The following is a 24441-nucleotide window of genomic DNA, read 5'->3' as shown; positions in this document are numbered from 1 at the left end:
CCGGTCGGGGCGGCTCCGGGCTGGCGGCGACCGCCGGCGCGCGCCCCGGCGGGCCGGTCGGGCGGCTCCCCGGGGCTCGGGTCCGGGAGGCTCCTCGGGCGCGACGGCCGGGCCCGGATCAGCGACCCGGGGGCCTGGCGGGCCTCGGGGGGCTTGAGGGGCCTGGGGGAATCGCCGCTGCCGGCTCGGGGACGGGGCGTCGGACCGACGGTCCGTCATCTGTGTTGTCACCGCCCGGCGTACGCGGCAAACAGCGCGGGTATCACCGATTCGGCGGGGGCTGCCGCCCACCGCCCGGCCGGCGCGAGGGGGTTCGGGGATGACGCTCTGGTACGAGGGTCCCATGGCCGCGTTCCACACCGGGACGACGGGGATCGACGTCGAGGAGGACCGGATCGTGGCCGCCTCGGTCGTGGTGCAGGACAGCGCGGGCGGTCATCCGCGCGTCACGCGCTGGCTGGTCAGTCCGGGCGTTCCGGTGCCGCCGGGGGCGACCGGGACCCACGGTCCGACCGAGGAGCGGCTGCGGCTGCACGGGCGCTGGCCCGCGCCGGTGATGGAGGAGATCGGCAGGTCGCTGGCCGAGCAGTGCGCCGCCGCCCGTCCGCTGGTGGTGATGAACGCGCCGTTCGATCTGACCGTCCTCGACCGTGAGCTGCGCCGGCACCGCGCCGCCTCGCTCGCCCGCTATCTGGAGAACGTCTCGCTGTGCGTGGTGGATCCCTGGGTCCTGGACCGGCATCTCGACCGGTATCGCAAGTGCGGCCGGACGCTGGCCGATCTCTGCGAGCAGTACGGGGTGCCGCTGGGCGAGCGGCGGGACACGACGTCCGACGCGCTGGCGTCGCTGGAGGTCGCGCGGGCGGTGGGCCGCCGGTTCGCGGCGCGGATGGAGCGGTTGTCGGCGGCGGAGCTGCACACGCTCCAGGCGGTGTGGCACGCGGCGCAGGCGCGCGGGCTCCAGACCTGGTTCGCCCGCGGCGGCACACCCGAGCCGGTGCACCCGGCGTGGCCGCTCCGCCCCGAACTGCGCACCGCGGCCTGAGATCCGGCGGCGGCGGGAGCCGCCCGGGGAAACGCGAAGGCCGGTCCGTCGACGACGGACCGGCCTTCCCCGGTGGGCGATACTGGGTTCGAACCAGTGACCTCTTCGGTGTGAACGAAGCGCTCTCCCACTGAGCTAATCGCCCGGGAACGGACTGAACCATACAGGGCCCGGCGGCCCGGCTTCAAATCAGCCGGGCGCGGCCTTCAGCCGCCGCGCAGCCGGGCGTCGAGCCCCCGCCGTCCGGAGCGCATCATGACCGCGTGATTGGCGCGGAACGCCGGCCGGCACGGCACGGCGAGCCGTCTCATGAGGGGTTTGCGGACCTCCACCTCCTGGTCGTACACGGCGCGGGTGCCGGCCCCGCGCGGCGCGAGCGCCCAGCGGGCCCAGCCCTCCAGATCGCCCTCCAGGCCGACTTCGAGCACCCGGGCCGCCGGGTCGCGCCGTACCGCGCTCGCGGTGACGCGCAGTTCGTACGGCAGGAAGGAGCGGATGCGCGCGGTCCCCCGGTCCGGGGAGAGCGGGACCACCTCGCGGAACTGGGGCCACCACAGGGGGTAGTCCTCGGCCCGTTCGAGTGCGGTGAAGACGGCGCCGGGCCCGGCGCTCAGGTCCCAGACGGCGCGGAAGCGGTAGTGACACCAGTTCATGGACCGAGTCTCCTCCCGCGCGGCGCGGAGGGATGTACTCAGCGGCGTCTGAGTATCCGCGCCGATGCGTTCGGGCGGGGCGGCGGCCACACTCCGGGAATGACGAACGCCGCGCCCTTTCCGCCTCCCGCCGAGGAACTTGTGCTCCTCGACCGGGAGCTGACCCGGCTGGACGCCCGCCGCGGCCAGTTGCTGGCCCGCCGGGCCTGGCTGCTCGCGGTGCTCCAGCCGCCCGCCGCCCGGCCGCCGAGGGCCTGGGCCGGCTCCGGGCAGGTCCGCCCCGCCGAGTGGCCCCCGCGAGCGGGCGCCGGGCCCGTCCGCGCCGCCGAGACCTCCGCGCCGAGCGCCCAGAATGTGCTGCTCGCCCTGGGCGGACTGCTGCTGACGGTCGCCGCCGTCGCGTTCACCCTGGTCGGCTGGGGGCACATGGGGATCGGCGGACGGTCCGCCGTACTGGCCGCCGTGACGGCCGCCGCGCTCGCCGTGCCGCTCGCGCTGCTGCGGCGCGGGCTCGTCGCCACCGCGGAGTCGGTGGCCGCGCTCGGTCTGGCGCTGCTGATGCTGGACGCCTTCGCGCTGCACCGGGTGGCGCTGCCGGACACGGACGCGGTGGCGTACACGGCGGGAGCGGCGGCGGTGCTGGCCGCGCTCTGGGCGGTCTACGGACGGCTGGCGCGCACGCTGCGGTCCCCGCTTCCGGCGGCCGTCGTCATCGCGCAGCTTCCGCTGCTCCTGTGGTCGCTGACGCCCGGCAGCGCGCTCACCCCGGCGTGGGCGCTGCTGGGGACGGCCGTCCTCGACGCGGCGGTCGCGGTACGGGCGAGGGGCGCGGGCGTCCGGGTGACCGCCGCGGCCCTGGCCTCGGTGACGGGCGGTGCGGCGCTGCTGCTCGGGGGCGTCCGGTCGCTGGCGGCCGACTCCCCGGCAGGGTCGGCCGGGCCCGCCGCGCTGCTGACGGCCGCGGCGGCCGCCGCCCTGCTCACCGCCCTGTCCACCGCCCGGCGCTCGTCCGCGGTCGCGGCGGCCCTGTCGGCGGTGGGCGGTCTGGCGCTGCTGGCGGGCGCCGGCGGCACGGTCCGGACGGCGCTCCCGGACGACTGGGCCGCGCCGGGGTATCTGCTGTGCGCGACGGCGCTGCTCGGCGCGGTCGCGCTGTCGGGGATACGCGGCCGGGTGCCGCGCGCGCTGTCGGGTGGTCTGGCGGCGGCGTCGGCGGCGGTCCACGCGCTGGCGCTGGTCTCGGCCCTGCCCCTGCTCACGCTCGCGCTGACCGGCCCGGAGCTTCTGCTGCCGGACGCCTGGTCCGGGGCCTCCCCCGACGCCCGCGACGTTCTGGAGGGCGCCCGGGCGGCCACCGTGTGGTCGACGGCGGTCGTACTGGCCCTGCTGACCGCGGTGGCCGCCGCGGCCTCCCGCCCCCGCCCCGCCGCGCTCCTGCACGGCTGGACGACGGGCGGCTCCCCCCGTGCCCCTCACGGCCCTCACGGCGGCGGTACGGGGAGCACGGCGCGGGACGACGCCCCTCGTACGGCGGGCGGGTCCGGCGTTCCGGACGGCGTGCGGCAGCGGCCGGACGCGGCGGCGAGCACCTCGCACAGCCCGGACGCCCCGGACGCGGCGGACGCGGCGGGTGTGCGCCGGTGGCGGCACGGCGCGGCCTCGGCGGCGGGCGCGCTCGGGTGGGCGGCGCTCTTCCTCGCGCCGGCCGCCGTCGGCGCGGGCTTCGCGGCCGCCGTGGCGTTCCAGACGCTGCTGACGGCCGCCGCGCTCGCGATCGCCGTGCGGACCACCGTCATCCCGGCGGCCGTCACGGCGCTGAGCTGCGGGCTCGCGGGCGGGGCGAGCGTGGCGGCGTTCTCGCTCGCCGCCCGCCCGGCCACCTTCGCCGTGCTGGGCGCGCTGCTCGCCCTCGCGGCGGCGGCCTCGGCCGTCTCCCGCGCCCCCGGGGCGCTCCGCGCGGTGCTCGGCTGCACGGCGGCCGTCCTCGCGTCGGCGCTGCTCCTCGCCGTCGGCGCGGCGGCCGACCTGACTCCCGGTGCGACGGCGCTGCTGCTGCTCGCCGTGCCGGCGGGCACGGCGCTGCTCTCCGCCCGGCTGGGCGGCGGGCATCCCGTGGGGACGCCCGTGGAATGCGCGGGGGCCGCCGCGGGGGCTGCGGCGGTGCTGCTCGCCCTGGGCAGCGCGCCCATGCTCGCCCTGGTGCTCGGGCTGGGCGGAGTGATCGCGGCCGGGACCGCCCTGCGGGCCGACCGTCGGCGGGCGGCCGCCCCGGTCGCGGCGGTGCTGTGGGTGCTGGCCGCCTGGGCGCGGCTGTACGCCTGGGAGGTGACCGCCCCGGAGGCGTACACCCTGCCGGTGTCGATTCCGGCGCTGGCCGTGGGGCTGCTGCGCCGCCGCCGGGACCCGTCGGCCTCGTCGTGGACGGCGTACGGCCCCGGGCTGGCCGTGACCCTGGTCCCGAGCCTGGCGGTCTCCTGGGGCGACGCGCACTGGGCGCGCCCGCTGCTGCTGGGGCTGGCCGCGCTGGCCGTCACGCTCGCCGGGGCACGGCTGCGGCTGCGGGCCCCGCTGCTGATCGGCGGTGCGGTGCTGGCGCTGGTCGCGCTGCACGAGCTGGCCCCGTATGTGGTCCAGGTCGTCGACGCGCTCCCCCGCTGGCTGCCGCCCGCGCTCGCCGGACTGCTGCTGCTGGCGGTCGGCGCGACCTATGAGCAGCGGCTGCGGGAAGCGCGCCGGGTACGGGAGAGCCTGGGCCGGATGCGCTGACGGGGGCGGACGCGCGAAGGGCCCCGGAGACGCTCGGTCTCCGGGGCCCTTCGGCACGGACGGACGGCTGCCGCCGGACGGGCGCCGGGCAGACGTCCTGACAGACGACGAGGGCCGAGCGGTCGCTTTCGCGAACTGCTCGGCCCTCGAACATGTGGGCGATACTGGGATCGAACCAGTGACCTCTTCGGTGTGAACGAAGCGCTCTCCCGCTGAGCTAATCGCCCGGGCGCAGCGCCAACATTACCCCATGTCAGCGGGTGCCCCGGACCCGTTTTCGGATCAGGATTCGATCTTCCACGGCAGGGTGATGCCGAACTTCCAGAGATAGATCCCGGCCAGCACCGCGCAGATCACCACGCCGACCGAGGTGAGGATGAGATTCCGCCGCCGGACCCTGGGGTCGAGCGCCCGCTGGGCGGCTTCGCTGACTTTGCGCTTGGTCCAGCGCAGCACCAGCTGGGCCCAGACGAACTCGGTCGCCCAGATCGCCATGCCGCCGAAGATGACCACCCAGCCGGGGCCGGGCAGCACCAGCATGGCGACGCCGGCGGAGACCACCGCGAGCCCGACCACGAAAACGCCGACCTGCCAGCTCAGGTGCAGGGTCTTGCGGGCCTTGATGAAGGCCGGCGCACGCGAGCCGAGCGGCCGCTCGGTCTCCTGCTCGCTCTCGTCCACCGTCACCCGCTCGCCCTCGGCCGGCCTCGCGTCGTCAGTCACCACCGCGACCTCCGTGCCGTTACTCCCCGTGTTCATGCTGGCAAATCTACCTGACGGAGCGCAGTCACCGGAATGGTCCCAGGGAACGAACAATCACTCCGCCGTTAGGGGTACCTAAAGACACCCAAAACCCTCAGAGGGGTTTACAACGGCACCGTAGGTGGCATGTCGATTTCGCCGACGTGCGAATCCCCGAGCGCACACTGAGCGAAAGGCCCTGGCGCTTATGAACACCACGGTCAGCTGCGAGCTGCACCTGCGCCTCGTTGTATCGAGCGAGTCTTCACTGCCTGTACCCGCGGGCCTGCGGTATGACACGGCCGATCCCTATGCCGTGCACGCCACCTTCCACACCGGAGCCGAGGAGACGGTCGAATGGGTCTTCGCCCGCGACCTTCTCGCGGAGGGCCTGCACCGGCCCACCGGCACGGGCGACGTCCGTGTCTGGCCATCGCGCAGCCATGGCCAGGGCGTCGTCTGCATCGCGCTGAGCTCCCCGGAGGGCGAAGCCCTGCTCGAGGCCCCGGCGCGGGCCCTGGAGTCGTTCCTGAAGCGGACCGACGCCGCGGTGCCACCGGGCACCGAGCACCGTCACTTCGATCTCGACACGGAGCTCTCGCACATCCTGGCCGAGAGCTGAGCCAGGCCGAGAGCCGCACGGCGCCGTCCTACTCGGGGAGACGGCGCCGCGCGCACAGCCGGATACGGCGAACTGCCGGGCCCGGCGGACAACCTCATAGGGCGGACGTATCGGCGTCGTCACCGCGCATTCCAGCGCGGTGACGACGCCGATACGCATTGGCGCGAGCCGCTAGAGTCAGCGCAATTCGGCGGGCACCGGCCCGCAGCAGGCCAGGGAGCGAATCGTGCTGATCCCCCACGACACCAGATATGCCCTCGACGCGGTCATCGATCTGGTGAACACCGCACCGGACCGAGATCAGGCGGACGGACTGGAAGGCGTCACCGCCCTGGCCGAATTCGTACACCGGCACAACTTCAGCGATGTGGGCGAGTTGAGTCCCCGCGATCTCGCCGCGGTACGCGATGTGCGCACCCGGTTCGCGGAGGTCTTCGCGGCCCCGGACAGCACGGCCGCCGCCGAGCTGCTCAATGAACTGGTGGCGGCCGCCGGGACGACTCCGCAGCTCACCGACCACGACGGCTACGACTGGCATGTGCACTACTTCGCGCCGGGGGCATCGGTCGCCGACCATGTCGCGGCCGACGGCGGCATGGCGCTGGCGTTCATCATCGTCGCGGGCGAGCAGGAGCGGCTGCGGCGGTGCGAGGCCCCGGACTGCGGGCGCGCGTTCGTGGATCTCTCGCGCAATCGCTCCCGCCGCTACTGCGACAGCCGCACCTGCGGGAACCGGCTGCATGTGGCCGCCTACCGGGCGCGCCGCCGGGAGGCGGCCGGCTGAGCCCCGGCGGCCGGGGACGGCCTCGGGCCTCCTCACAGCGGGAACAGATCGTGGACGGCGGCCATGAGCAGCAGCACTCCGATCACCGCCAGAAAGATCATCAGGGGTGGCTGGGAGAGCGCGAAGAGACAGCCTCGCGGCTCATTCGTGGGTGCGGGGGCGTCGGCCCCGGAGGTATCGAGCATCTCGGGGCGATGATGACGCAGCGCCCGCCGCCGTGATCAATCAACACACCCCGTGACACGGGGAGTTCATCACACTCCGGCCCTCCCCCGGACCCCGGGTCCGCTTCCCGGACCGAACGGGGCGGGAGCGGACGGGACCGGACGCCACCCGGTCGGAACCGGACCGATCCGGACGGTGAGCGGGGTACGGCGTCCCACGCGCCGCCGCGCGAACGACCGCGCCCCCGCGACCGGGGCGGCCGGCGCGTCCGCCGCCGGGGGACCCTTCGCGTACGGCCGGCGCACGGCGTGGGAGCGCTCCGGGGCCGGGGCGCGGAGAAGACGGGGCGCGGAGAGGACGGGCGCGAGCCCGGCAGGATCCGAGAGAGAGGCCCTAGATGCCGTGCTTCTTGAGGATCGCCTCGATGTCGCTGAAGTCCTCACCGGATCCCGAGGTCTTGGGGGGCGACGCGGGCGCGGCGGACGGGCGGGCGGACCGGCCGAGGGAGGGGGCGGAGGCGGCGGGGGCCACGGCGTCCTTCCGGGCGGCCCGCTCGGCGGCCCGGCGCTCCTTGCGGGTGCCTCCCGAGCGCCGCTCCACCGCGCGGGTGGTCATGAAGAGCGCCCACGCGCCGCCGAGGAGTCCGAAGCCGATCCACGCGGTGGGGCTGAAGGCCGTGGACACGGCCCAGTCGACCGCGCCGGTCAGCACCAGTCCGAGCGGGACCAGGGCGTAGGCGGCGATCCGGGCGGCGGCGAGATAGCGCTTGCGGTACCCCGTGATCGCGGCGATGCCCAAACCGGCCGCCGACACCGCGGAGCATATGGTCTCGGCAATCATCCGGTCCTCCTGGCTGTGGCGGGCGAGCGGTTCTCGTCCCCTCCATCCTGCACCGGAAGGCGGCGCGGGGGCCACGCCCCGATGCCACCTCAGGGATTTCTCGGGGGCGGGATCATCCCCAGGTGCCGTTCCGCGGACGAGTCCGCGCAGGTCGGATTGGGTCCGCCGGGCCCCGGCTGGGAGACTTGGGCCATGAGCGACTCCCCCACCGGCCGCACCGTCGTCCTCGACGTCTGGTGCGACCTCTCCTGCCCCGACTGCCGCACCTCCCTCGACGACGTCCGCGCCCTGCGCGAGCGCTACGGCGACCGGCTGGACGTACGGCTGCGGCACTTCCCGCTGGAGAAGAACAAGCACTCCTTCGCCGCCGCCCAGGCCGCGGAGGAGGCGGCCGACCAGGGCAGCGGCGAGGAGTTCACGGAGCGGCTGCTCGACCGGGTGGAGGAGCTGCGGGAGCGCGGCGAGCCGGTGCTGCTGGCGACCGCGCGCGAACTGGGCCTGGACGCCGAGGAGTTCGACACCGCCCTGATCGACGGGCGGCACATCCTGATGGTCGACGCCGACCAGGCCGAGGGCAAGGCGATCGGGGTGACCGGCACCCCGACCTATGTGATCGGCGGGGAGCGCCTGGACGGCGGTGTGAGCCAGGAGGGTCTGCGGGCCCGGATCGAGGAGATCGCGGACCGGCTCCTGGCGGGCTGAACCGCCGTCCCGCGCGGGGCCGGGACCTCGGAGGGCCGAGCGCCCGCTACAGCAGCTGCTTGGCGGCGTTCACCGAGGTGGTGCGGTAGCCGAGGGAGTCGTAGAGGCCGCGCGCCCGGGTGTTGCCGGCCAGCACGTGCAGCCCGAGCAGCCGGACGCCGGACTCCAGGGCGTACCGCTCGGCGAGCAGCATCAGCGAGCGGCCGTGGCCCCGGCCCCGGTGCTCCTCGGCGACCTCGACGTCGTAGACATAGGCCCCCTGCTCGCCGGGGAGGACCTCGCGCCGGCCGAGGTAGAGATGGCCGACGGGCTCCCCCTCGTGCTCCAGGACCTCCAGCCGGACGCCGACCGTGGCGCGGCCGTCGGGCAGCGCGGCGGCGCGGTCGGCCTCGGCCCTGGCGAGCGCCTCGGCGGGGGCGAGCCCCCGGTCGGTCCAGCTCCCCAGGTAGAAGTCCAGATCGGTCTCCCACCAGAGCGCGAACTCGGCGTCGTCCATCGGCCGGGCGGCCGTCCCCGGGGGCAGGGCGGGCGGCCGGTCCGGGAGGATCTTGGCCATGTACCGGCCCAGCTCGGCGTATCCGAGCACGGCGGCGAAACGGCTCGCCGCCTCGGTCTCCGGCACGGAGACCCGGACCCGGGTGCAGCCCCAGCCGCGCAGCACCTCCTCGGCGGCGAGCGCCGCGACGGTGCCCCGTCCCCGCCGGCGGTCGGCCTCGTCGATGCGCAGGGAGCGGAGGGCGCCCGTCCGTGCGCCGGGCCAGGGGAGTGTGGCGATCTCGATCGTGCCGACGGGGCGGCTGTTGTCGCGGACCTCGTAGCCGCGGGACCGCGCGCCGGTCGCCTCCTGCTGAAGCGGCCCGGTCGGCCGCAGGGTGGTGGTCATCTGGGGTGTTCTACCGGTCCCGGGGCCGCCCGTCACGCGGTTTGACCGGAGCGGTGGTCCCCGCCCCGGGTCCGGCCCGGCCCGGCGGCGTTCTCCGGGCGGGTCCGGAGAGGCCCGTCACGGCGTGAGGACCGGGTCCCAGTCGGCGGCGGCCCGCTCCTCGAAGATCCGCAGGGCCTTGGCGGTCACCGGTCCCGGCGCGTCCGCGAGCGGCCGGCCGTCGACCCGGTTCACCGCCTGGACGTCGCGCAGGCTGGAGGTGAGGAAGACCTCGTCGGCCCGTTCCAGGACGTCGAGAGGCAGATCGGTCTCGCGGGCCCCCGTCCAGCGCACGGTCAGGGCGCGGGTGATGCCCGCGAGGCAGCCGGAGGAGAGCGGAGGGGTGTGCAGTTCGCCGTCGAGGACGACGAAGACATTGGAGCCGGTGCCCTCGCAGAGCCGCCCGGCGGTGTTGGCGAGCAGCGCCTCGGACGCGCCCTGTCCGGCGGCCCTGGCGAGGGCGACCACGTTCTCCGCGTACGACGTCGTCTTCAGCCCGGCGACCGCGGAGTGCTCGTTGCGGGTCCAGGGGACGGTGATCACGGCCGTGGTCTCGGGGCGGAGCGAGGTCTCGCCGAGGGCGACGATCAGGGTGGGGGCCTCGGTGCCGCGTTCGGAGCCGAGCGGGGAGAGACCGCCGGTGTAGGTGATCCGGAGCCGGCCGCGGGCCGTCGGATTGGCCTCGATCACGGCGGCGCAGGCGCGGCGCGCCTCGTCGTGGTCGGGCTCGGGCAGTCCGAGGCCCAGCGCCGAGCGGGTCAGCCGTTCCAGATGGAGGGTGAGCGCGAAGGAGCGGCCGCCGACGGTCTTGACGGTCTCGAAGACGCCGTCGCCGACGGTGAGGCCGTGGTCGAGCACCGACACCCGGGCGTCGTCCGCCTCCCGGAGCCCGCCGTTGACCCAAAGCTTCATCTGGCTGTTCCTTCCCGATGCCTCATACGTCCGCGTTGTCCGCCGCTGACGCTATCGCGAGCAGTCTGGCCGCCTTCAGCTCGGTCTCCTCCCACTCCCGCCCGGGGTCGGAGCCCCAGGTGATCCCGGCCCCGGTGCCGAAGCGCAGCACCGCGCCCGCGCCCGGGACCCGGTCGATCCAGAAGGTGCGGATGCCGACGGCCAGCTCGGCGGTGCGGCGGTCGGCGTCGACCCAGCCGACGCCGCCGCAGTACGGCCCGCGCGGCGCGGTCTCCAGCGCCTCGATGATCGTCAGCGCGGCGGACTTGGGCGCTCCGGTGACCGAGCCGGGCGGGAAGGTCGCGTCGAGCAGCTGCGGCCAGCCCTCCTTGGGCCCCAGCTCGCCCCGTACGGTCGAGACCAGGTGGACCAGCCCCGGATGGGGCTCGACGGCGCAGAGGGCCGGGACGGTGACGCTGCCGGCGGCGCAGACCCGGCCCAGGTCGTTGCGGACCAGGTCCACGATCATGACGTTCTCGGCGTGGTCCTTGGCCAGCAGGTCGTCGGCGGTCCGGCCGGTGCCCTTGATCGGCCCGGACTCGACGGCGTCGCCCTCGCGGCGCAGATACAGCTCGGGCGAGGCGGTCGCGATCTCCACGCCGTGGGACGGCAGGCGAATCGTTCCGGCATAGGGGGCGGGATTGCCGCGCGCCAGCAGCGCGGTCAGCTCGTCCACATCGTGGGCGGCCGGGCCGTCCGCGCCTTCGGGCAGCGGGGCGGAGAGCACCCGGCAGAGGTTCGCCTGGTAGACCTCGCCCGCCGCGATGTGCTCACGGATACGCCGTACGCCCGCCGTGTACGCGGCGCGGTCCAGCGATGACGTCCAGTCGCCCCTGGCGGGTCCGCGCCACCGCCCGGGGACCGGCGCGGGCACCGGCCCGGTGCGGACATCGGCGAAGCGGGCGCAGGTCAAGCCCCCCTCGAAGTCGGCGGCGACGGCCCAGAAGCCGGCCGAGTCGAGGGCCGCGGGGTCGCTGGTGACATCCCGGAGTCCGGTGGCGACAAGACGCCCGAAGCGGGCGAGAGGTACGAGGTCGTGCACGCCGTCGAGTCTATGACCGGCGCTGATGGGCGATCCGCGGCCCGCCGCCGATCCGCTCCGGGGCGAGCACACGTCAGCACGCTGCGGAAACGTGTTTTTGTGCTGGCTCAGGAATCCGCTAGAGTTCAACACGTCGCCGGGACGCGCAAGCGGAACGGAAAATGACAAGCGGACGTGGCTCAGTTGGTAGAGCATCACCTTGCCAAGGTGAGGGTCGCGAGTTCGAATCTCGTCGTCCGCTCGAAGTGGGGGATCCTTCCCGAACCCCCGCACTCCGGGTGGAGTGGCCGAGAGGCGAGGCAACGGCCTGCAAAGCCGTCTACACGGGTTCAAATCCCGTCTCCACCTCCAAGGACGATTAGCTCAGCGGGAGAGCGCTTCCCTGACACGGAAGAGGTCACTGGTTCAATCCCAGTATCGTCCACTGAATCCTCGCGGATTCGCCTCCGGCCCCCGGGCCAGGAGATCCCGCGCGATTAGCTCAGCGGGAGAGCGCTTCCCTGACACGGAAGAGGTCACTGGTTCAATCCCAGTATCGCGCACGCAAGTGCAGTGCACAGGCAGTAAGATCCTCGCAGTTCCACCCCAGGCTCCGGCCCGGGAAACCCCCGCGCGATTAGCTCAGCGGGAGAGCGCTTCCCTGACACGGAAGAGGTCACTGGTTCAATCCCAGTATCGCGCACCGCCCCGAAGCCCCCGGCCCTCTTGACGGCCGGGGGCTTCGTCGTGCACCGACAGCCCCGTGCACCGGGCGCCCGGTTCAGGAGGAGAAGAGCATCCGGCCGAAGCCCCGGTCGTGACGGCCGCCGTGACCGTGCCCGTGGCCGCCGTGCCCGTGACCGCCGTGGTGTCCCCCGTGCTGGGGAGCGCCCCACGCCGGGGCCGGGGCCGCCGGGTACGCCTGCGGCGGAGCGTGCGGGGCGGGCGGCGCGGCCGGCGGCGGAGCCTGCTGGTTCCACTGCGACTCCAGACGGGTCAGGGACTCCAGCTCGCCGTAGTCGAGGAATATCCCCCGGCAGCCGCTGCACTGCTCGATCTGCACGCCGTTGCGGTTGTAGGTGTGCATCGGCGCATGGCACTTGGGACACTGCATGGTCGTGGCTCAGCTCCTCGCTGGTCGGTACGCCGCGCCCCGATGATCAGGGCGCACGACAGCACCCTACGACGGATCCGGGCCCGCCAACTCGGGCGGGAGGCAGGCGATTCGGGCGCAGGCGTCCAGCATCGCCGTCTCGGTCTCGTCCGGTTCGCGCCGCTCGGCCGCCGCCCTGGCCAGGGCGAGCGCGGCGGTCTGGACGGTCAGCGCACGGGCCGGGACGTCGAGCCGGACCCAGGGATCGCCGGATCCGGCCGCCGGTCCCCGGGCGGCCGTGTACGCCCCGAGGAAGCGCTGCCACACCTCGGGGGCCAGCAGACCCGCCGCGTACCAGGCGGCGGGCCGGGCGAGGTCCCAGGCGGGGTCGCCGAGGCCCAGATCGTCGACGTCGATCAGCAGCCAGGGCCCGGCGGGCGCGGGATGCCGCACCAGCTGCCCCAGATGGAGATCGCCGTGGCACAGGAACCCGCCCCGGGGCGCGGCCTCCTCGCCCCTGGCCCAGGCGGGCAGCCCGGCCCAGGCGCGCTCCACGGACGCGGCCGCCGGATGCCCGCCCGCCGCCGCCCTCATCCGGCCGAGCGCGGCGGCCGCCTTCACGGGACCGCGCATGAGCGGCAGCGGGCCCGGCAGCTCGGCGGGCCGGACCGTGTGCAGCCGGGCGAGCAGCGCCGCGACCTCCTCCCAGGGAGCCGCGTCGGGGTCCTCCGGATCGACGGGCAGACCGTAGGGCCAGGCCGTGACGGGTCTGCCGTGCGCCTCCGGCGCGGTCAGCGGCAGCGGCGGCAGCAGCACCCCGGCGAGCAGGGGGTGCGCGGCGACGGCCAGCCGGGCCCGGTGGCCCCCGGCGTCCGTGCCCGGGGCGTGGGCCTTGGCGACGGCGCGGCCGTGCCGCACGACCACCCCGTCGGCCCGGTCCGCGAGCACCTCCTCGCCCTGCCCGCAGGCCCGGCAGGAGCGCCCGGCCCCACCGGCGTGGGCCGCCTCCCGGGCGGCCCCGGCGAGCACCCCGACGACTGATCCGCTCACGCTCTCCCCCGCCTCCGCGAAATCCCCCGGCCCGCCCGGCTTCCCCCGGCTCCCTGGGCCCGCCCGACCGTCTGCGGCCCGTCCCGACAAGGTTCCGCCGACTCCCCGGCCCGTCCGAGCACCCCGGCCCATCCCGACCCATCCCGGCCCGCCCGAGCACCCCGACCCCGGCCCGTCCCGACAAGGCTCCGCCGACTCCCCGGCCCGTCCGAGCACCCCGGCCCCGGCCCATCCCGACCCATCCCGGCCCGCCCGAGCACCCCGACCCCGGCCCGTCCCGACAAGGCTCCGCCGACTCCCCGGCCCGTCCCGGCAAGGCTCCGTCCACCCCCCGGCCCGCCCGAGCACCCCGACCCCGGCCCGTCCCGACAAGGCTCCGCCGGATCTCCCGGTGTCACCGACCGCCCCGGCTCCCCCGGGCGGCCCGGGGCGGGGCGCTCGCCCGAGTCCCGGCCTCCCGGATCCTCCGGCGGACGTACGGAACCGCTCCCGCCGGAGCCTACGCGCCCGCGGCCGGGCGGCCGAGGCCCCGCGGCCCGGCCGGGCCCGGACAGCGCTATGGCCGGTCAGCTCCCCAGCTGACCGGCCATCGCTGCCGTCCGCCGCACCCCCGTCCCCACGGGGTTGTTGGCCGGATGTCCCCGACCCGGACCGCTCTTCCGGGTCCGGGGCGCCGCTCAGCGCCCCAGCATCACGCCCACGGACGACGCTTGTGTGACCACTGCTTCCCAGCCGCCGAAGACGACGACCAGCAGGGCCGCGAGAGGGAGGACCATGGCCGTCGCCACCAGGGGGTGGCGCTGACCGGAACGGCGGCCTCTGAACGCGGCCGACGCCCTGCGTCCCCGCGTACGGACGAATGTCCGCGATGCCGTGTCGGCCATGGTTCCTCTCCTGTCGAATGAGAACAGCGGCGGGTGTCTGACCTCGGGGGACGAGTGCTGCACCCGCCGCTTGACCTCAAGACTAGGGATTGGCCGGGGCCCGGACGTCATGCCCGCGTACCGATTGCCGGGCCTCCCGGAGGATGAGCCGACCCCCTCCCGTCTACTCCCCTGGGTGGAGAAGCGGCTCATCGACTTGGGGTCTTCCCCGAGGGGAGGCCCCGGGGGACCGTGCGCCCCGGGGCCTCGCCTGCGGCGGCCGGAAACAGCGGGCGGCGCGGACGGGCCGCCCCGGGTGACTTCCCTCACTCCGGCCGCCCCCGGGCGCCCCGCCGCCCCTGCCCGGCGCCCCGCCCGGCTTGCCACGACTTCGTCCGTACGCGTGGTCCGCGCCCCCTCGGCCCCCGCACGGGCCCGGCCGCCCGCCGCCGATCAATCCCCCTGCGAAGAGCCCCCGTTGGGGCCGGGCGCGCGCGGCCGGGGCCGGATCCCGTACCCTCCGGCCGTACTTCGGGCCCGGCGGCCCGCGGCGACAATCGATCAGCCCCCGAGGGCGCGGCCTATGAGCGGTCCGGGGCAGGGATACGTAAGCTGAGCCACGGCAAAAACGGACGATCAGGCAGCGGGGTGGGCCTCCCCACCCGTTGGGACAAGGGGTGGGGCTCGCTCCCCACCCGCTCAGCAGGGGCGGGGCCTTCTCCCGCCGCAGGCAGGGGGGTGGGCGCGTCCCACTCCCAGGTAGGGGACGGACATGGCGATGATGCGGCTCCGGCGCGAGGACCCGCGTGTCGTCGGCTCGTTCCGGCTGCACCGGCGGCTCGGCGCCGGCGGGATGGGCGTCGTCTATCTGGGCTCCGACCGGCGCGGCCAGCGGGTCGCGCTGAAGGTGATCCGCCCGGATCTGGCGGAGGACCAGGAGTTCAGATCGCGGTTCGCCCGCGAGGTCTCGGCCGCCCGGCGCATCCGCGGCGGCTGCACGGCCCGGCTGGTCGCGGCCGACCTGGAGGCCGACCGCCCCTGGTTCGCCACCCAGTACGTCCCGGGGCCCTCGCTGCACGACCGGGTCGCCGAGGAGGGGGTGCTGCGGGCCGCCGAGGTCGCCGCCGTCGGCGCCGCGCTCTCCGAGGGCCTGGTCGCGGTGCACGAGGCCGGCGTCGTCCACCGGGACCTCAAGCCGTCGAACATCCTGCTCTCCCCCAAGGGCCCGCGCATCATCGACTTCGGCATCGCCTGGGCGACCGGCGCGAGCACCCTCACCCATGTGGGCACGGCGGTCGGCTCCCCCGGCTTCCTCGCCCCCGAGCAGGTGCGCGGTGTCGCGGTCACCCCGGCCACGGACGTCTTCGCGCTGGGCGCGACCCTCGCCTACGCGGCCACCGCCGACTCCCCCTTCGGACAGGGCGGTTCCGAGGTGATGCTGTACCGGGTGGTGCACGAGGAGCCGCAGCTGCACGGCGTACCGGACGCGCTCGCCCCGCTGCTGCGGGCCTGTCTGGCGAAGGATCCCGAGGAGCGTCCCAGCACCCTCCAGCTCTCCATGCGGCTCAAGGAGATCGCCGCCCGCGAGGCGCAGGGGCTCCCGGACGGCAGACCGCCCGCCCAGCGGGAGCGGATCGACGCCGACCGGCCCACCGCCCGCTATCCCGAGCGGCCGGCCAGGACCGAGCGTCTGGAGCGGGCGGAGCGCCCCGACCGGCGTACGGCGGGGGGCTCGGGACCCCGCTCCCAGCCCTCGCGCGGCAGCGGGCCGCGTACCGGAGGATCGCCTGCCGGCGGGTCACGGCCCCCGCGGCCGCGCAAGTCCGGCCGCGCCACGGGCCGTCAGGGCCCCGGGTCCGGGGTGCGCACCACCTCGACCGGACGCCGTCCGGCCAATCCGCGGCTGCTGCGCCAGCGGATCGTGGTGTTCGTCGTGGTCACGCTGATCGTGGCGCTGGGGATCGCCGCCGCGCAGCAGCTGTAGCGCCCCGCGCCGCCCCCGCGCGGTGGGCGGCGAAGGGCCGGGGGCGCAGGGCCCCCGGGTCTCAGGCCCCGGGGCGGCCGGTGGCCACGGCGTAGAAGGCCACGGCCGCCGCCGCGCCCACATTGAGCGAGTCCACCCCGTGCGCCATGGGGATCCGGACCCATTCGTCCGCCGCCCTCAGCGCCCGGGGCGAGAGACCGTCCCCCTCCGCGCCGAGCATCAGCGCGACCCGGTCCAGCCGGTGCGGCTGGGCGTCGTCGATCACGGTGGCCTTCTCGTGCGGGGTGAGGGCGAGCAGTCTGAAGCCCGCCTCCCGGACCGACTCCAGCCCCTTGGGCCAGCCGTCGAGCCGGGCGTACGGCACGGAGAACACCGCGCCCATCGAGACCTTCACCGACCGGCGGTAGAGCGGATCCGCGCAGTCCGGCGAGAGCAGGACCGCGTCCATGCCGAGAGCGGCGGCGCTGCGGAAGATCGCGCCGATGTTGGTGTGGTCGTTGACGGACTCCATGACGACGACCCGGCGGGCGGAGGCGAGGAGTTCGCCGGCGGCCGGCAGCGGCTTGCGCTGCATGGAGGCGAGCGCGCCCCGGTGCACGTGATAGCCGGTGACGCGCTCGGCCAGCTCCGGGCTGACCGCGTACACGGGCGCCGGAAGCTCGTCGATCACATCCCGCATGACGTCGACCCACTTCGCGGAGAGCAGCATCGAGCGCATGGCGTAGCCCGCCTCCCCGGCCCGTCTGATGACCTTCTCGCCCTCGGCGATGAACAGCCCCTCCGCGGGCTCGCGCCTGCGGCGCAGCTCCACGTCGGTCAGTCCGGTGTAGTCGCTCAGTCGCGGGTCGTCGGGGTCCTCGACGGTGATGAGATCAGCCACAGGGTGATACTGCCTTCTCCTGGGTGCGGTGCCAACGGCTGGGACGCGGTCGGTTACCGGGGGGTACGGGATCCTACGGCGACGACCTCGCCGATGACGATGACGGCCGGGGGACGGACGTCCTCGGCCACGACGGTGTCGGCGACGGTCGCCAGGGTGGCGTCCACCCGGCGCTGGGACGCCGTGGTGCCCTCCTGGACCAGCGCGACCGGGGTGTGCGGGGCGCGGCCGTGCTCCATCAGCGCCCGGGCGATCGCGCCGATCTTGTCGACGCCCATCAGGACCACCAGGGTGCCGCGCAGCCGGGCGAGCGCGGCCCAGTCCACCAGCGAGCGCTCGTCGTCGGGGGCCACATGGCCGCTGACGACGGTGAACTCATGGGCGACGCCCCGGTGGGTGACCGGGATGCCGGCCGCCCCCGGCACGCTGATGGAGCTGGAGATGCCGGGCACGACGGTGCACGGGATCCCCGCCTCCGCGAGGGCCTCCAGCTCCTCCATGCCCCGGCCGAAGACATACGGGTCGCCGCCCTTGAGCCGGACGACCGCCTTGCCCGCCCGCGCGTGCTCGATCAGCGCGGCGTTGATCGCCTCCTGGGCCATGAACCGGCCGTACGGGATCTTCGCGGCGTCGATCACCTCCACGTGCGGGGGCAGTTCCGCGAGCAGGTCGCGGGGGCCGAGCCGGTCGGCGATGACGACGTCCGCCTCGGCGAGCAGCCGCCGGCCCCGGACGGTGATCAGGTCCGGGTCGCCGGGGCCGCCGCCGACGAGGGCGACGCCGGGAGTCCTCGTACGGTGGTGGGGGGCCGCGATGGTCCCGTTGTGCAGCCCCTCCACGATCGCGTCGCGGACGGCGGCGGAGCGGCGCGGGTCGCGGCCGTGCGGACCCGCGGTGAGCACGGCGACGGTGACGCCCTCGGAGCGGCCGGTGGCCGGGGTCCAGGCGGTGGCCGCGTCGGCGTCGTCGGAGCGTACGCACCAGACGCGGACGCGCTCGGCCTCGGCGGAGGCACGGGCGTTGGCCTCGGGGTCGGTGGTGGCGATGAGGACGTACCAGGTGTCGGCGAGGTCGCCCTCGGCGTACCGCCGCCGCTCCCAGCGGATCTCCCCGGCGGTGACCATGGCCTCGACGGAGGCGGTCGCCGACGGCGACACCAGGACGATGTCCGCGCCGGCGGCGATGAGCGCGGGCAGCCGGCGCTGCGCGACCTGTCCTCCGCCGATGACGACGACACGCCGCCCGGAGAGGCGGAGACCGACGGGGTAGGCGGGGTGATCGACCATGACGGGGGGACTCCTCGGGCGGTACGGCGCGCTGCGTGCTGCTTGATGCGAGGCCGCTGCGTCGGCGAAGCGGCTGGTGGGAGCGGGTGGTGCGGGCCCAACTTTACGGTGCGTCCCCGGGGGCCTCCCGGGCTGGGGCCGCGGCGCTCCCCGTCGTCGGCGGGCGGGGCGTTTCCCGGCGGGGGCGGGGGGCTGACCTGGAGCGTATGAGGGAGACGGGCGGGCGCGGTCCCTGACGCGGGCCGGGCGGATCCGGGCTCGTCCTGAACGCCGACCGGACCGGGCTCGCCGTGAACGAGGACCGGACCGGGCTCGCCGTGCGGCGGACCGGGTCGATCCGGGCTCGTCCTGACGCGGGCCCGGCTCGCGCGGGCGCGGGTGCGGTGATCCGGGCGGTCGCGGCGAACGGTCCCTGGCGCGGCGCGGGGGTGGGGGGGGGGGGCCCCCCCCCCCCCCCCCCCCCCCCCCCGCCGGGGGGGGGGGGGGGGGGGGGGGGGGCGCCCCCCCCCCCCCCCGCGCCCGCCGGATACGGCTACTTCTCGGTGACTCCGGCGGAGTCGAAGGTGGCCACCTCGTGCATGGCCCGCGCCGCGCTCTGCACGACCGGCAGCGCCAGCAGCGCCCCCGTGCCCTCGCCCAGCCGCAGATCGAGGTCCATCAGCGGGCGCAGCCCCAGGGTGTTGAGGGCGGCCACGTGGCCGGGTTCGGCGCCCCGGTGCCCCGCGATGCACGCGGCGAGCGACTCGGGCGCGATCGCCCGCGCCACCAGGGCGGCGGCCCCGGCGGAGACTCCGTCCAGGATCACGGGGGTGCGCAGGGAGGCGCCGCCGAGGATCAGTCCGACCAGGGCGGCGTGCTCCAGGCCGCCGACCGCGGCGAGCACGCCGATCGGGTCGGCCGGATCGGGCGCGTGCAGCTCCAGCGCCCGGCGGACGACGTCCACCTTGCGCGCGTGCATCTCGTCGTTGATCCCGGTGCCCCGGCCGGTGATCTCTCCCGGGTCGACCCCGGTGAAGACCGAGATCAGCGCCGCCGACACGGTGGTGTTGGCGATGCCCATCTCGCCGGTGAGCAGGGCCCTGTTCCCGGCGGAGACGAGGTCGCGCGCCGTCTCGATGCCGACCTCGATCGCCTGGAGGACTTCCTCGCGGCTGAGCGCCGGGCCGGTGGTGAAGTCCGCGGTGCCGGGGCGGACCTTGCGCGGCAGCAGACCGGGGCTGGCGGGCAGGTCGACGGCGACGCCGACGTCGATGACGCAGACCTCCGCGCCGACCTGGTTGGCGAAGGCGTTGCAGACGGCTCCCCCGCCGAGGAAGTTGGCGACCATCTGGCCGGTCACCTCCTGGGGCCAGGCGGTGACCCCCTGGGCGTGCACTCCGTGGTCCCCGGCGAAGACGGCGACGGCCGCGGGCTCGGGGATCGGCGGCGGGCACATCCGGGAGAGGCCGCTCAGCTGCGCGGAGATGATCTCCAGCATGCCGAGCGCCCCGGCGGGCTTGGTCATCCGCTTCTGGCGCTCCCAGGCCTCGCCGAGCGCCTTGGCGTCCAGCGGGCGGATGTTGGCGACGGTCTCCTGGAGCAGGTCGTGCGGCTCCTCGCCGGGCAGCGCGCGGCGGCCGTAGGTCTCCTCGTGGACGACCCAGGCCAGCGGGCGGCGCTTGGACCAGCCGGCCTGCATCAGCTCGGGCTCCTCGGGGAACTCGTCGACGTATCCGACGCACAGATACGCGACGATCTCCAGGTGCTCGGGCAGCCCCAGCGCGCGGACCATCTCGCGCTCGTCGAAGAAGCTGACCCAGCCGACGCCGAGGCCCTCCGCGCGGGCGGCGAGCCAGAGGTTCTCGACGGCCAGGGCCGAGGAGTACGGGGCCATCTGCGGCTGGCTGTGGCGGCCCAGGGTGTGGCGGCCGCCGCGCGTCGGGTCGGCGGTGACGACGATGTTGACCGGGGTGTCGAGGATCGCCTCTATCTTCAGTTCCTTGAACTGCTTCGCCCGGCCCTTGGGAAGGGACTTGGCGTACGCGTCGCGCTGGCGCGTCGCCAGCTCGTGCATGGTCCGCCGGGTCTCGGCGGAGCGGATGACGACGAAGTCCCAGGGCTGCGAGTGGCCGACGCTGGGCGCGGTGTGGGCGGCTTCCAGGACCCGCAGCAGCACCTCGTGCGGGATGGGGTCGGCGCGGAATCCGTTGCGGATGTCGCGGCGCTCGCGCATCACCCGGAGGACGGCCTCGCGCTCGGCGTCGTCGTACGCGGGGGCGGGGGCGCTCCGCACGACGGCGGGCGCGGCCTCGGTGGCGGCCTCGGGCTCTGCCTCGGCCTCGGCCTCGGTGGCGGCCTGCGCCTCGGTCGCCGTCTCCGCGTCGGTCTCGGTCGCGGTCTCGGGGGCCGACGCGGTCTCGGTCGCGGGCGCGGTCTGCTCGGGGGCGGGCGGTACGGGCTCCGTCCGCGCCGGCTCCGTCTGTACGGGGGCGGGGTCGGCGGCCACGGCCACGGGCTCCGGCGCGGGGGCCGGTTCGGCGACGGGAGCGGGGGCCTGCTCGGGGGCCGTCTGCCCGACGGGCTCGGGGGCCTCTTCCGCTGCGACGGCCTCCGGCTGCGCCTCGGCCGCGGGCGCGGGCACGGGCTCGGCGGCGGCGGGCTGTTCGGCCACGGCTTCCGAAGCTGCGGCTTCCGGGACTGCGGCTTCCCGGTCCGGGGCTTCCGGGACTGCGGGCGACGCCGCTTCGGTCTCGGTCGCCTGCGCGGGCTCCGGTACGGCCTCCGGCGCGGGAGCGGCGGCGGCCGGGGCCTCGGACGCGGGCTCCTCCGCAGGGATCTGCTCGGGCCGGTCCGCCTCGGCGGCCGGGACCTGCTCCGACGCGGCCTCGGGCTCGACGGCCTCGGGCGCGGGCGCGGGCTCCGGGGCCTCGGCGGGGGCGGCTGCCTCGGCCGGAATCTCCGCGGGGATCTCCGTCTGCGCGACGGGCTGAGCCTCGGGGGCCTCCGGAGCCTCGGGCTCGACAGCGACGACAGGAGCGGGCTGGCCGGCTTCGGCGGCCTCGGGCTCGGCGACCTCGACGGCCTCGGCCTCGGCGGTCTCCGGAGCCTCCGGAACCACGGCCGCGGCCTCCGCCGACGGCTCGACGGCCGCCGGGGCGGACTGCTCCGGAGCCAACGGCTCGGCGGCGGCCCCGGGCTGCTCCGCCCCGGCCGCCGGAGCCTGCTCGGACTCGGCGGCCGGGACCTGCTCGGGCGCGGTCTCGGGAGCCTCGGCCCCGGGAGCCGCCGCCTGGACCTCGGCCTCGATCTCGACCGGGACCTGAACCTCCGCGTCGGCCTCGGGAGCCACCGCCTCCGGCTCGGCCACGACGACAGGGGCGGGCTCGACGGCTTCGGCGACCTCGGCGGCCACAGCCTCGGGCTCGGGCTCGGCCTCCACGACCGGGGCCGGAGCCGCCTCGGGGGCCGCCGGGGCCGGAGCGGCCTCCGGGGCCTCGGCCACCGGTTCGACGGCCTCCGGGGGCTCGACAGCCTCCGGAACGAGGGCCTCCACCAGCTCGGTCATCACCGCCTCGGAGGGCAGCGCCACCCCCTCGGCCGGAGCCGGGGCGGCGGGCGCGGCGACGGTGCGCGGCGGCTGCGGGTCCCACGGCATGCCGGGCTGCGGCGGGATCTCGCCCAGCTGCGGCCCGGGCAGCACGGCGGCCGCGCTCTCGTGCGGCGTGTCCAGGTACTCCGGGCCCAGCACGGCGGCGGGCACCGGGTTGCTCGGCGCGACCGGCGGGTGCTGCGGCGCGCCCGCGGGACCCCGGTCGGCGAGGGAGCGCACCACTCCGCCGGAGGTGTCCGGCAGCGGCGGGCCCATGTGCAGCGGCCTGCGGGCAGGCGGCGGGGTCGGCGTGGCCGACGTCGGCGCGAACACCGGGGCGGGAGCGGGCTGCTCACCGGCGGCCTCGGGCGCGACGGGGCCCTGGGGCTGCTCCTCGGCGGCCGCGGCCACCGGGGGGACCGTGCCCTGCGCAGCCTGCTGCGCGGGCTGTTCGGTCGCCCCGGCTGCCGCGGCGGGCTGTATGCCGGACACCGGAGCGGCGAACTCCGGAGCGCCGAGATCGGTCGGCGCGGCCAGCTCGGGGGCGGGGACGACATCGGGCGCGCCGAGGTCCGCCGGGGCCTGGAACTCCGGCGCGGCGGGAGCGGCCGGCGGCGTGTACTGCTCGGGGATCGGCAGGCTCGCCGGCTGCTGGGCCGACTGTCCGGGCTGACCGGGCTGAGCCGGGTGCGGGTGGTGCCCGCCCGGCTGGCTCTCGCTCCACGCCCCCTGCGCGCCCGGCATCAGCAGCAGATCGTCCTCGACCGGGGTGTGCGCGCTGGGATCCAGGAAGGTGTAAGCACCGGTGCCGGGCATGCCCGGCTGCTGCTCCACCACGCCTGCGTTCCCCGGCAGCCCGTCGCCCGGGATCTGGCCGGTGTCAGTCATGCGTACCCCTCGCCCATCGATTGTGAATCCTTCGCCCATCGCCCCGGACGGCCGTTCGCGGCGGATCCGGCGCCCGTCCAGGAGAACGAGCGCGTGCGCCACGCGGCACGATCGCCCCACGGACTCCCAGCATTCTCGCGGCCGTCGGCGGCCATGGCGGGAAGATCCGCCACGGTCCGCTGTGGGCTGCGCCACGTCGCGCGACCCCCGGTTGCGACGTACCACATACCGGAGTCAAAGCGACACTGCTTTTCCGGCGCTCCCGGCCTCCTGGGAACGGACCGGCAGACGGCCGGGGTGCGGTACAACGATCGGCCAGCCTACCCCGGGCCACTGACAATCAGGGTCTCGGGGCGCGGTCCGGCTGCCGTCCGGAGAGCAGGAAGACCACCGACCGCTCGCGCTCGTCCCAGCCGCCGGGATCCAGCTCGACGCTCTGGAGCAGGGCGCATTCGACGGCGTATCCGCCGCCGCTCAGAGCCGCTCCGACGGCCTCGGCCTCGTCGCGGGTGGAGGCGTGGGCGACGATGCGTTCGGGGCGGCGGTCGGCGCAGGCGGTGACCACCTCCGGGCCCCCGCCCCCGATGCGTACGACGTCGGGTTCGGGCAGCCGCTCCAGCACATGCGGCGCGCGTCCGTGGACCACCTGGATGTGCGCGCCAGCGCGCCGGGCGGCGGCGTCGGTGCGGGCGCAGGCCGCCGGGTCGGCGTCCACGGCGATCACCGCGGCGCCGAAGCGGGCCGTGTCGACGGCGAACGCGCCGCTGCCGCAGCCGATGTCCCAGACCAGATCGCCGGTGCGCGGTCCGAGGCGGGCGAGCTGCACGGCGCGCAGGGGCTCCGACTCGCCCTCGCCGAGCGCCTCGGCGACCGGGCCGGAGCCGTACTCCTCCGGGGGCAGCGCCCAGCCGCGCGCCCCGGGGGGATAGCCGGTGTCGCGGCCGGCGATCCAGCCGCCGCCGGCCGCCGCGTGGCCGCCCGCGCCGCCGATCACGAGGACGACGTTGGGGTCGCGCCAGACGTGGTCGGCGACCTTGTCGGAGGTGAGGACGGAGACCTGCTCGCGGTCGGTGCCGAGTTCCTCGCAGATGACGAAGGTGCGGTGGACTCCTTCGAGCAGCAGCGCGAGTTCGGCGGGGCCCGCGCCGGGCGAGGTGAGGACGGCGACCTTGGGGTGGGCGCGGCAGACGTTGACGGCGCGGCGCAGCGTACGGCGGTGGGCGACGACGACCTGGGCGTCGTCCCAGGGCATTCCGGCGCGGGCGAAGGCGGTGGCGACGGAGGAGACCGCGGGGACGACCTCGACCTCCAGGCCGTGTTCGGGTGCGCGCAGGGTGCGGACGACGCCGAAGAAGCCGGGGTCGCCGTCGGCGAGGACCACGGCGGTGCCGCGGTGGCCCGCGATCCGGCGGGCGGCCAGGTCGACGCTGCCGAGGCGGACGCGCTCGGCGTGCGGGGGCAGCTGGGGCAGGGCGAGATGGTGGCCCGCGCCGGCCACGAGGGTGGCGGCGGAGAGGGCGGACGTGGCCGCTGCGGTCAGGGGCGACCCGTCCCAGCCGATCACCGTGACGCGGTCGGCCATCGTCGTCAGTCTCCCTGATGTCGTCGCAGGTGGGG

20 protein-coding genes and 7 tRNA genes are annotated in these 24441 nt (G+C 75.8%); 11 read left to right on the top strand and 16 right to left on the bottom strand.

The features are described from left to right. Positions 1-319 precede the first annotated feature (319 nt). Positions 320-1045: a 3'-5' exonuclease gene (locus ACF089_RS03640; protein ID WP_392021204.1), complete on the top strand. Its 726-nt coding sequence runs from the start codon at positions 320-322 to the stop codon at positions 1043-1045. Between the two features lie 73 nt (positions 1046-1118). Here the strand turns inward: ACF089_RS03640 and ACF089_RS03635 are convergent. After that, a tRNA-Val gene (locus tag ACF089_RS03635) sits at positions 1119-1190 on the bottom strand. A 61-nt stretch (positions 1191-1251) separates the two neighbouring features. Next, a complete protein-coding gene (locus ACF089_RS03630) occupies positions 1252-1698 on the bottom strand; it encodes an SRPBCC family protein (RefSeq protein WP_392021201.1) in 447 nt (148 codons plus the stop codon). Positions 1699-1797: 99 nt separating this feature from the next. On the opposite strand from ACF089_RS03630, the gene ACF089_RS03625 reads away from it, so the two are divergent. Further along, entirely contained in the window at positions 1798-4464 is a 2667-nt protein-coding gene (locus tag ACF089_RS03625; RefSeq protein ID WP_392021199.1) for an SCO7613 C-terminal domain-containing membrane protein, read from the top strand. A 155-nt stretch (positions 4465-4619) separates the two neighbouring features. Here ACF089_RS03625 and ACF089_RS03620 read toward each other — a convergent pair. Next, positions 4620-4691, bottom strand: a tRNA-Val gene (locus ACF089_RS03620). Between the two features lie 55 nt (positions 4692-4746). Further along, positions 4747-5223 carry a TIGR02611 family protein gene (locus ACF089_RS03615; RefSeq protein WP_392021197.1) on the bottom strand — a complete coding sequence of 159 codons (477 nt, stop codon included), beginning with the start codon at positions 5221-5223 and terminating at the stop codon, positions 4747-4749. 190 nt (positions 5224-5413) lie between these two features. Here ACF089_RS03615 and ACF089_RS03610 point away from each other — a divergent pair, with 190 nt between their 5' ends. Further along, on the top strand, positions 5414-5827 hold the full coding sequence (locus tag ACF089_RS03610; RefSeq protein ID WP_003959770.1) for an SsgA family sporulation/cell division regulator: 414 nt from the start codon (positions 5414-5416) through the stop codon (positions 5825-5827). A 226-nt stretch (positions 5828-6053) separates the two neighbouring features. Further along, entirely contained in the window at positions 6054-6611 is a 558-nt protein-coding gene (locus tag ACF089_RS03605; RefSeq protein WP_392021195.1) for a CGNR zinc finger domain-containing protein, read from the top strand. A gap of 32 nt (positions 6612-6643) precedes the next feature. On the opposite strand, the gene ACF089_RS03600 is transcribed toward ACF089_RS03605, so the two are convergent. Further along, a complete protein-coding gene (locus ACF089_RS03600; protein WP_392021192.1) occupies positions 6644-6796 on the bottom strand; it encodes a hypothetical protein in 153 nt (50 codons plus the stop codon). Between the two features lie 373 nt (positions 6797-7169). Further along, a complete protein-coding gene (locus ACF089_RS03595) occupies positions 7170-7616 on the bottom strand; it encodes a hypothetical protein (RefSeq protein WP_392021190.1) in 447 nt (148 codons plus the stop codon). Between the two features lie 192 nt (positions 7617-7808). Here ACF089_RS03595 and ACF089_RS03590 point away from each other — a divergent pair, with 192 nt between their 5' ends. Then, positions 7809-8318: a DsbA family protein gene (locus tag ACF089_RS03590; protein ID WP_392021188.1), complete on the top strand. Its 510-nt coding sequence runs from the start codon at positions 7809-7811 to the stop codon at positions 8316-8318. Positions 8319-8364: 46 nt separating this feature from the next. Here the strand turns inward: ACF089_RS03590 and ACF089_RS03585 are convergent, their stop codons facing one another. The 3 genes from ACF089_RS03585 to ACF089_RS03575 all read right to left on the bottom strand — a co-directional run bounded on the left by ACF089_RS03585 (position 8365) and on the right by ACF089_RS03575 (position 11233). Then, the gene (locus tag ACF089_RS03585) at positions 8365-9201 is read right to left on the bottom strand and encodes a GNAT family N-acetyltransferase (RefSeq protein WP_392021186.1); all 837 of its coding nucleotides are present in this window, start codon (positions 9199-9201) and stop codon (positions 8365-8367) included. 117 nt (positions 9202-9318) lie between these two features. After that, positions 9319-10152, bottom strand: coding sequence for an aminotransferase class IV (locus tag ACF089_RS03580; RefSeq protein WP_392021183.1), 834 nt, complete (start codon positions 10150-10152; stop codon positions 9319-9321). 22 nt (positions 10153-10174) lie between these two features. Next, the gene (locus tag ACF089_RS03575; protein WP_392021180.1) at positions 10175-11233 is read right to left on the bottom strand and encodes a chorismate-binding protein; all 1059 of its coding nucleotides are present in this window, start codon (positions 11231-11233) and stop codon (positions 10175-10177) included. 168 nt (positions 11234-11401) lie between these two features. Here ACF089_RS03575 and ACF089_RS03570 point away from each other — a divergent pair. The 5 genes from ACF089_RS03570 to ACF089_RS03550 all read left to right on the top strand — a co-directional run bounded on the left by ACF089_RS03570 (position 11402) and on the right by ACF089_RS03550 (position 11915). After that, a tRNA-Gly gene (locus ACF089_RS03570) sits at positions 11402-11474 on the top strand. 36 nt (positions 11475-11510) lie between these two features. After that, positions 11511-11584 (top strand) — tRNA-Cys (locus ACF089_RS03565). 1 nt (position 11585) lies between these two features. Beyond that, positions 11586-11657 (top strand) — tRNA-Val (locus tag ACF089_RS03560). Positions 11658-11703: 46 nt separating this feature from the next. Beyond that, positions 11704-11775, top strand: a tRNA-Val gene (locus tag ACF089_RS03555). Between the two features lie 68 nt (positions 11776-11843). Then, positions 11844-11915: transfer RNA gene (locus tag ACF089_RS03550), tRNA-Val, on the top strand. Between the two features lie 78 nt (positions 11916-11993). Here ACF089_RS03550 and ACF089_RS03545 read toward each other — a convergent pair. The 3 genes from ACF089_RS03545 to ACF089_RS03535 all read right to left on the bottom strand — a co-directional run bounded on the left by ACF089_RS03545 (position 11994) and on the right by ACF089_RS03535 (position 14239). Beyond that, positions 11994-12326: a zf-TFIIB domain-containing protein gene (locus ACF089_RS03545; protein WP_392021178.1), complete on the bottom strand. Its 333-nt coding sequence runs from the start codon at positions 12324-12326 to the stop codon at positions 11994-11996. A gap of 66 nt (positions 12327-12392) precedes the next feature. Beyond that, positions 12393-13355, bottom strand: a complete 963-nt coding sequence (locus ACF089_RS03540) for a phosphotransferase family protein (RefSeq protein WP_392021175.1) — start codon at positions 13353-13355, stop codon at positions 12393-12395. Between the two features lie 677 nt (positions 13356-14032). Then, on the bottom strand, positions 14033-14239 hold the full coding sequence (locus ACF089_RS03535) for a hypothetical protein (RefSeq protein WP_392021172.1): 207 nt from the start codon (positions 14237-14239) through the stop codon (positions 14033-14035). 751 nt (positions 14240-14990) lie between these two features. On the opposite strand from ACF089_RS03535, the gene ACF089_RS03530 reads away from it, so the two are divergent. Continuing rightward, complete coding sequence (locus ACF089_RS03530; protein WP_392021171.1) at positions 14991-16202, top strand: serine/threonine-protein kinase; 1212 nt, start codon at positions 14991-14993, stop codon at positions 16200-16202. Positions 16203-16263: 61 nt separating this feature from the next. On the opposite strand, the gene ACF089_RS03525 is transcribed toward ACF089_RS03530, so the two are convergent. The 4 genes from ACF089_RS03525 to cbiE all read right to left on the bottom strand — a co-directional run bounded on the left by ACF089_RS03525 (position 16264) and on the right by cbiE (position 24406). Then, positions 16264-17082, bottom strand: coding sequence for a TrmH family RNA methyltransferase (locus ACF089_RS03525; RefSeq protein ID WP_392021169.1), 819 nt, complete (start codon positions 17080-17082; stop codon positions 16264-16266). Positions 17083-17135: 53 nt separating this feature from the next. Continuing rightward, a complete protein-coding gene (gene cobA / locus ACF089_RS03520; protein WP_392021167.1) occupies positions 17136-18368 on the bottom strand; it encodes a uroporphyrinogen-III C-methyltransferase in 1233 nt (410 codons plus the stop codon). 532 nt (positions 18369-18900) lie between these two features. Next, entirely contained in the window at positions 18901-22824 is a 3924-nt protein-coding gene (gene cobT, locus ACF089_RS03515; protein ID WP_392021166.1) for a nicotinate-nucleotide--dimethylbenzimidazole phosphoribosyltransferase, read from the bottom strand. Positions 22825-23164: 340 nt separating this feature from the next. After that, on the bottom strand, positions 23165-24406 hold the full coding sequence (gene cbiE / locus ACF089_RS03510) for a precorrin-6y C5,15-methyltransferase (decarboxylating) subunit CbiE (protein ID WP_392021164.1): 1242 nt from the start codon (positions 24404-24406) through the stop codon (positions 23165-23167). Positions 24407-24441: the final 35 nt, after the last annotated feature.

Origin of the sequence: Streptomyces sp. NPDC014894 (assembly GCF_043080985.1) — a bacterium.
Taxonomy (GTDB): Bacteria; Actinomycetota; Actinomycetes; order Streptomycetales; family Streptomycetaceae; genus Streptomyces.
Note: the sequence above shows the minus strand (reverse complement) of the source record. Positions and strands in the feature narration are given on the sequence as shown.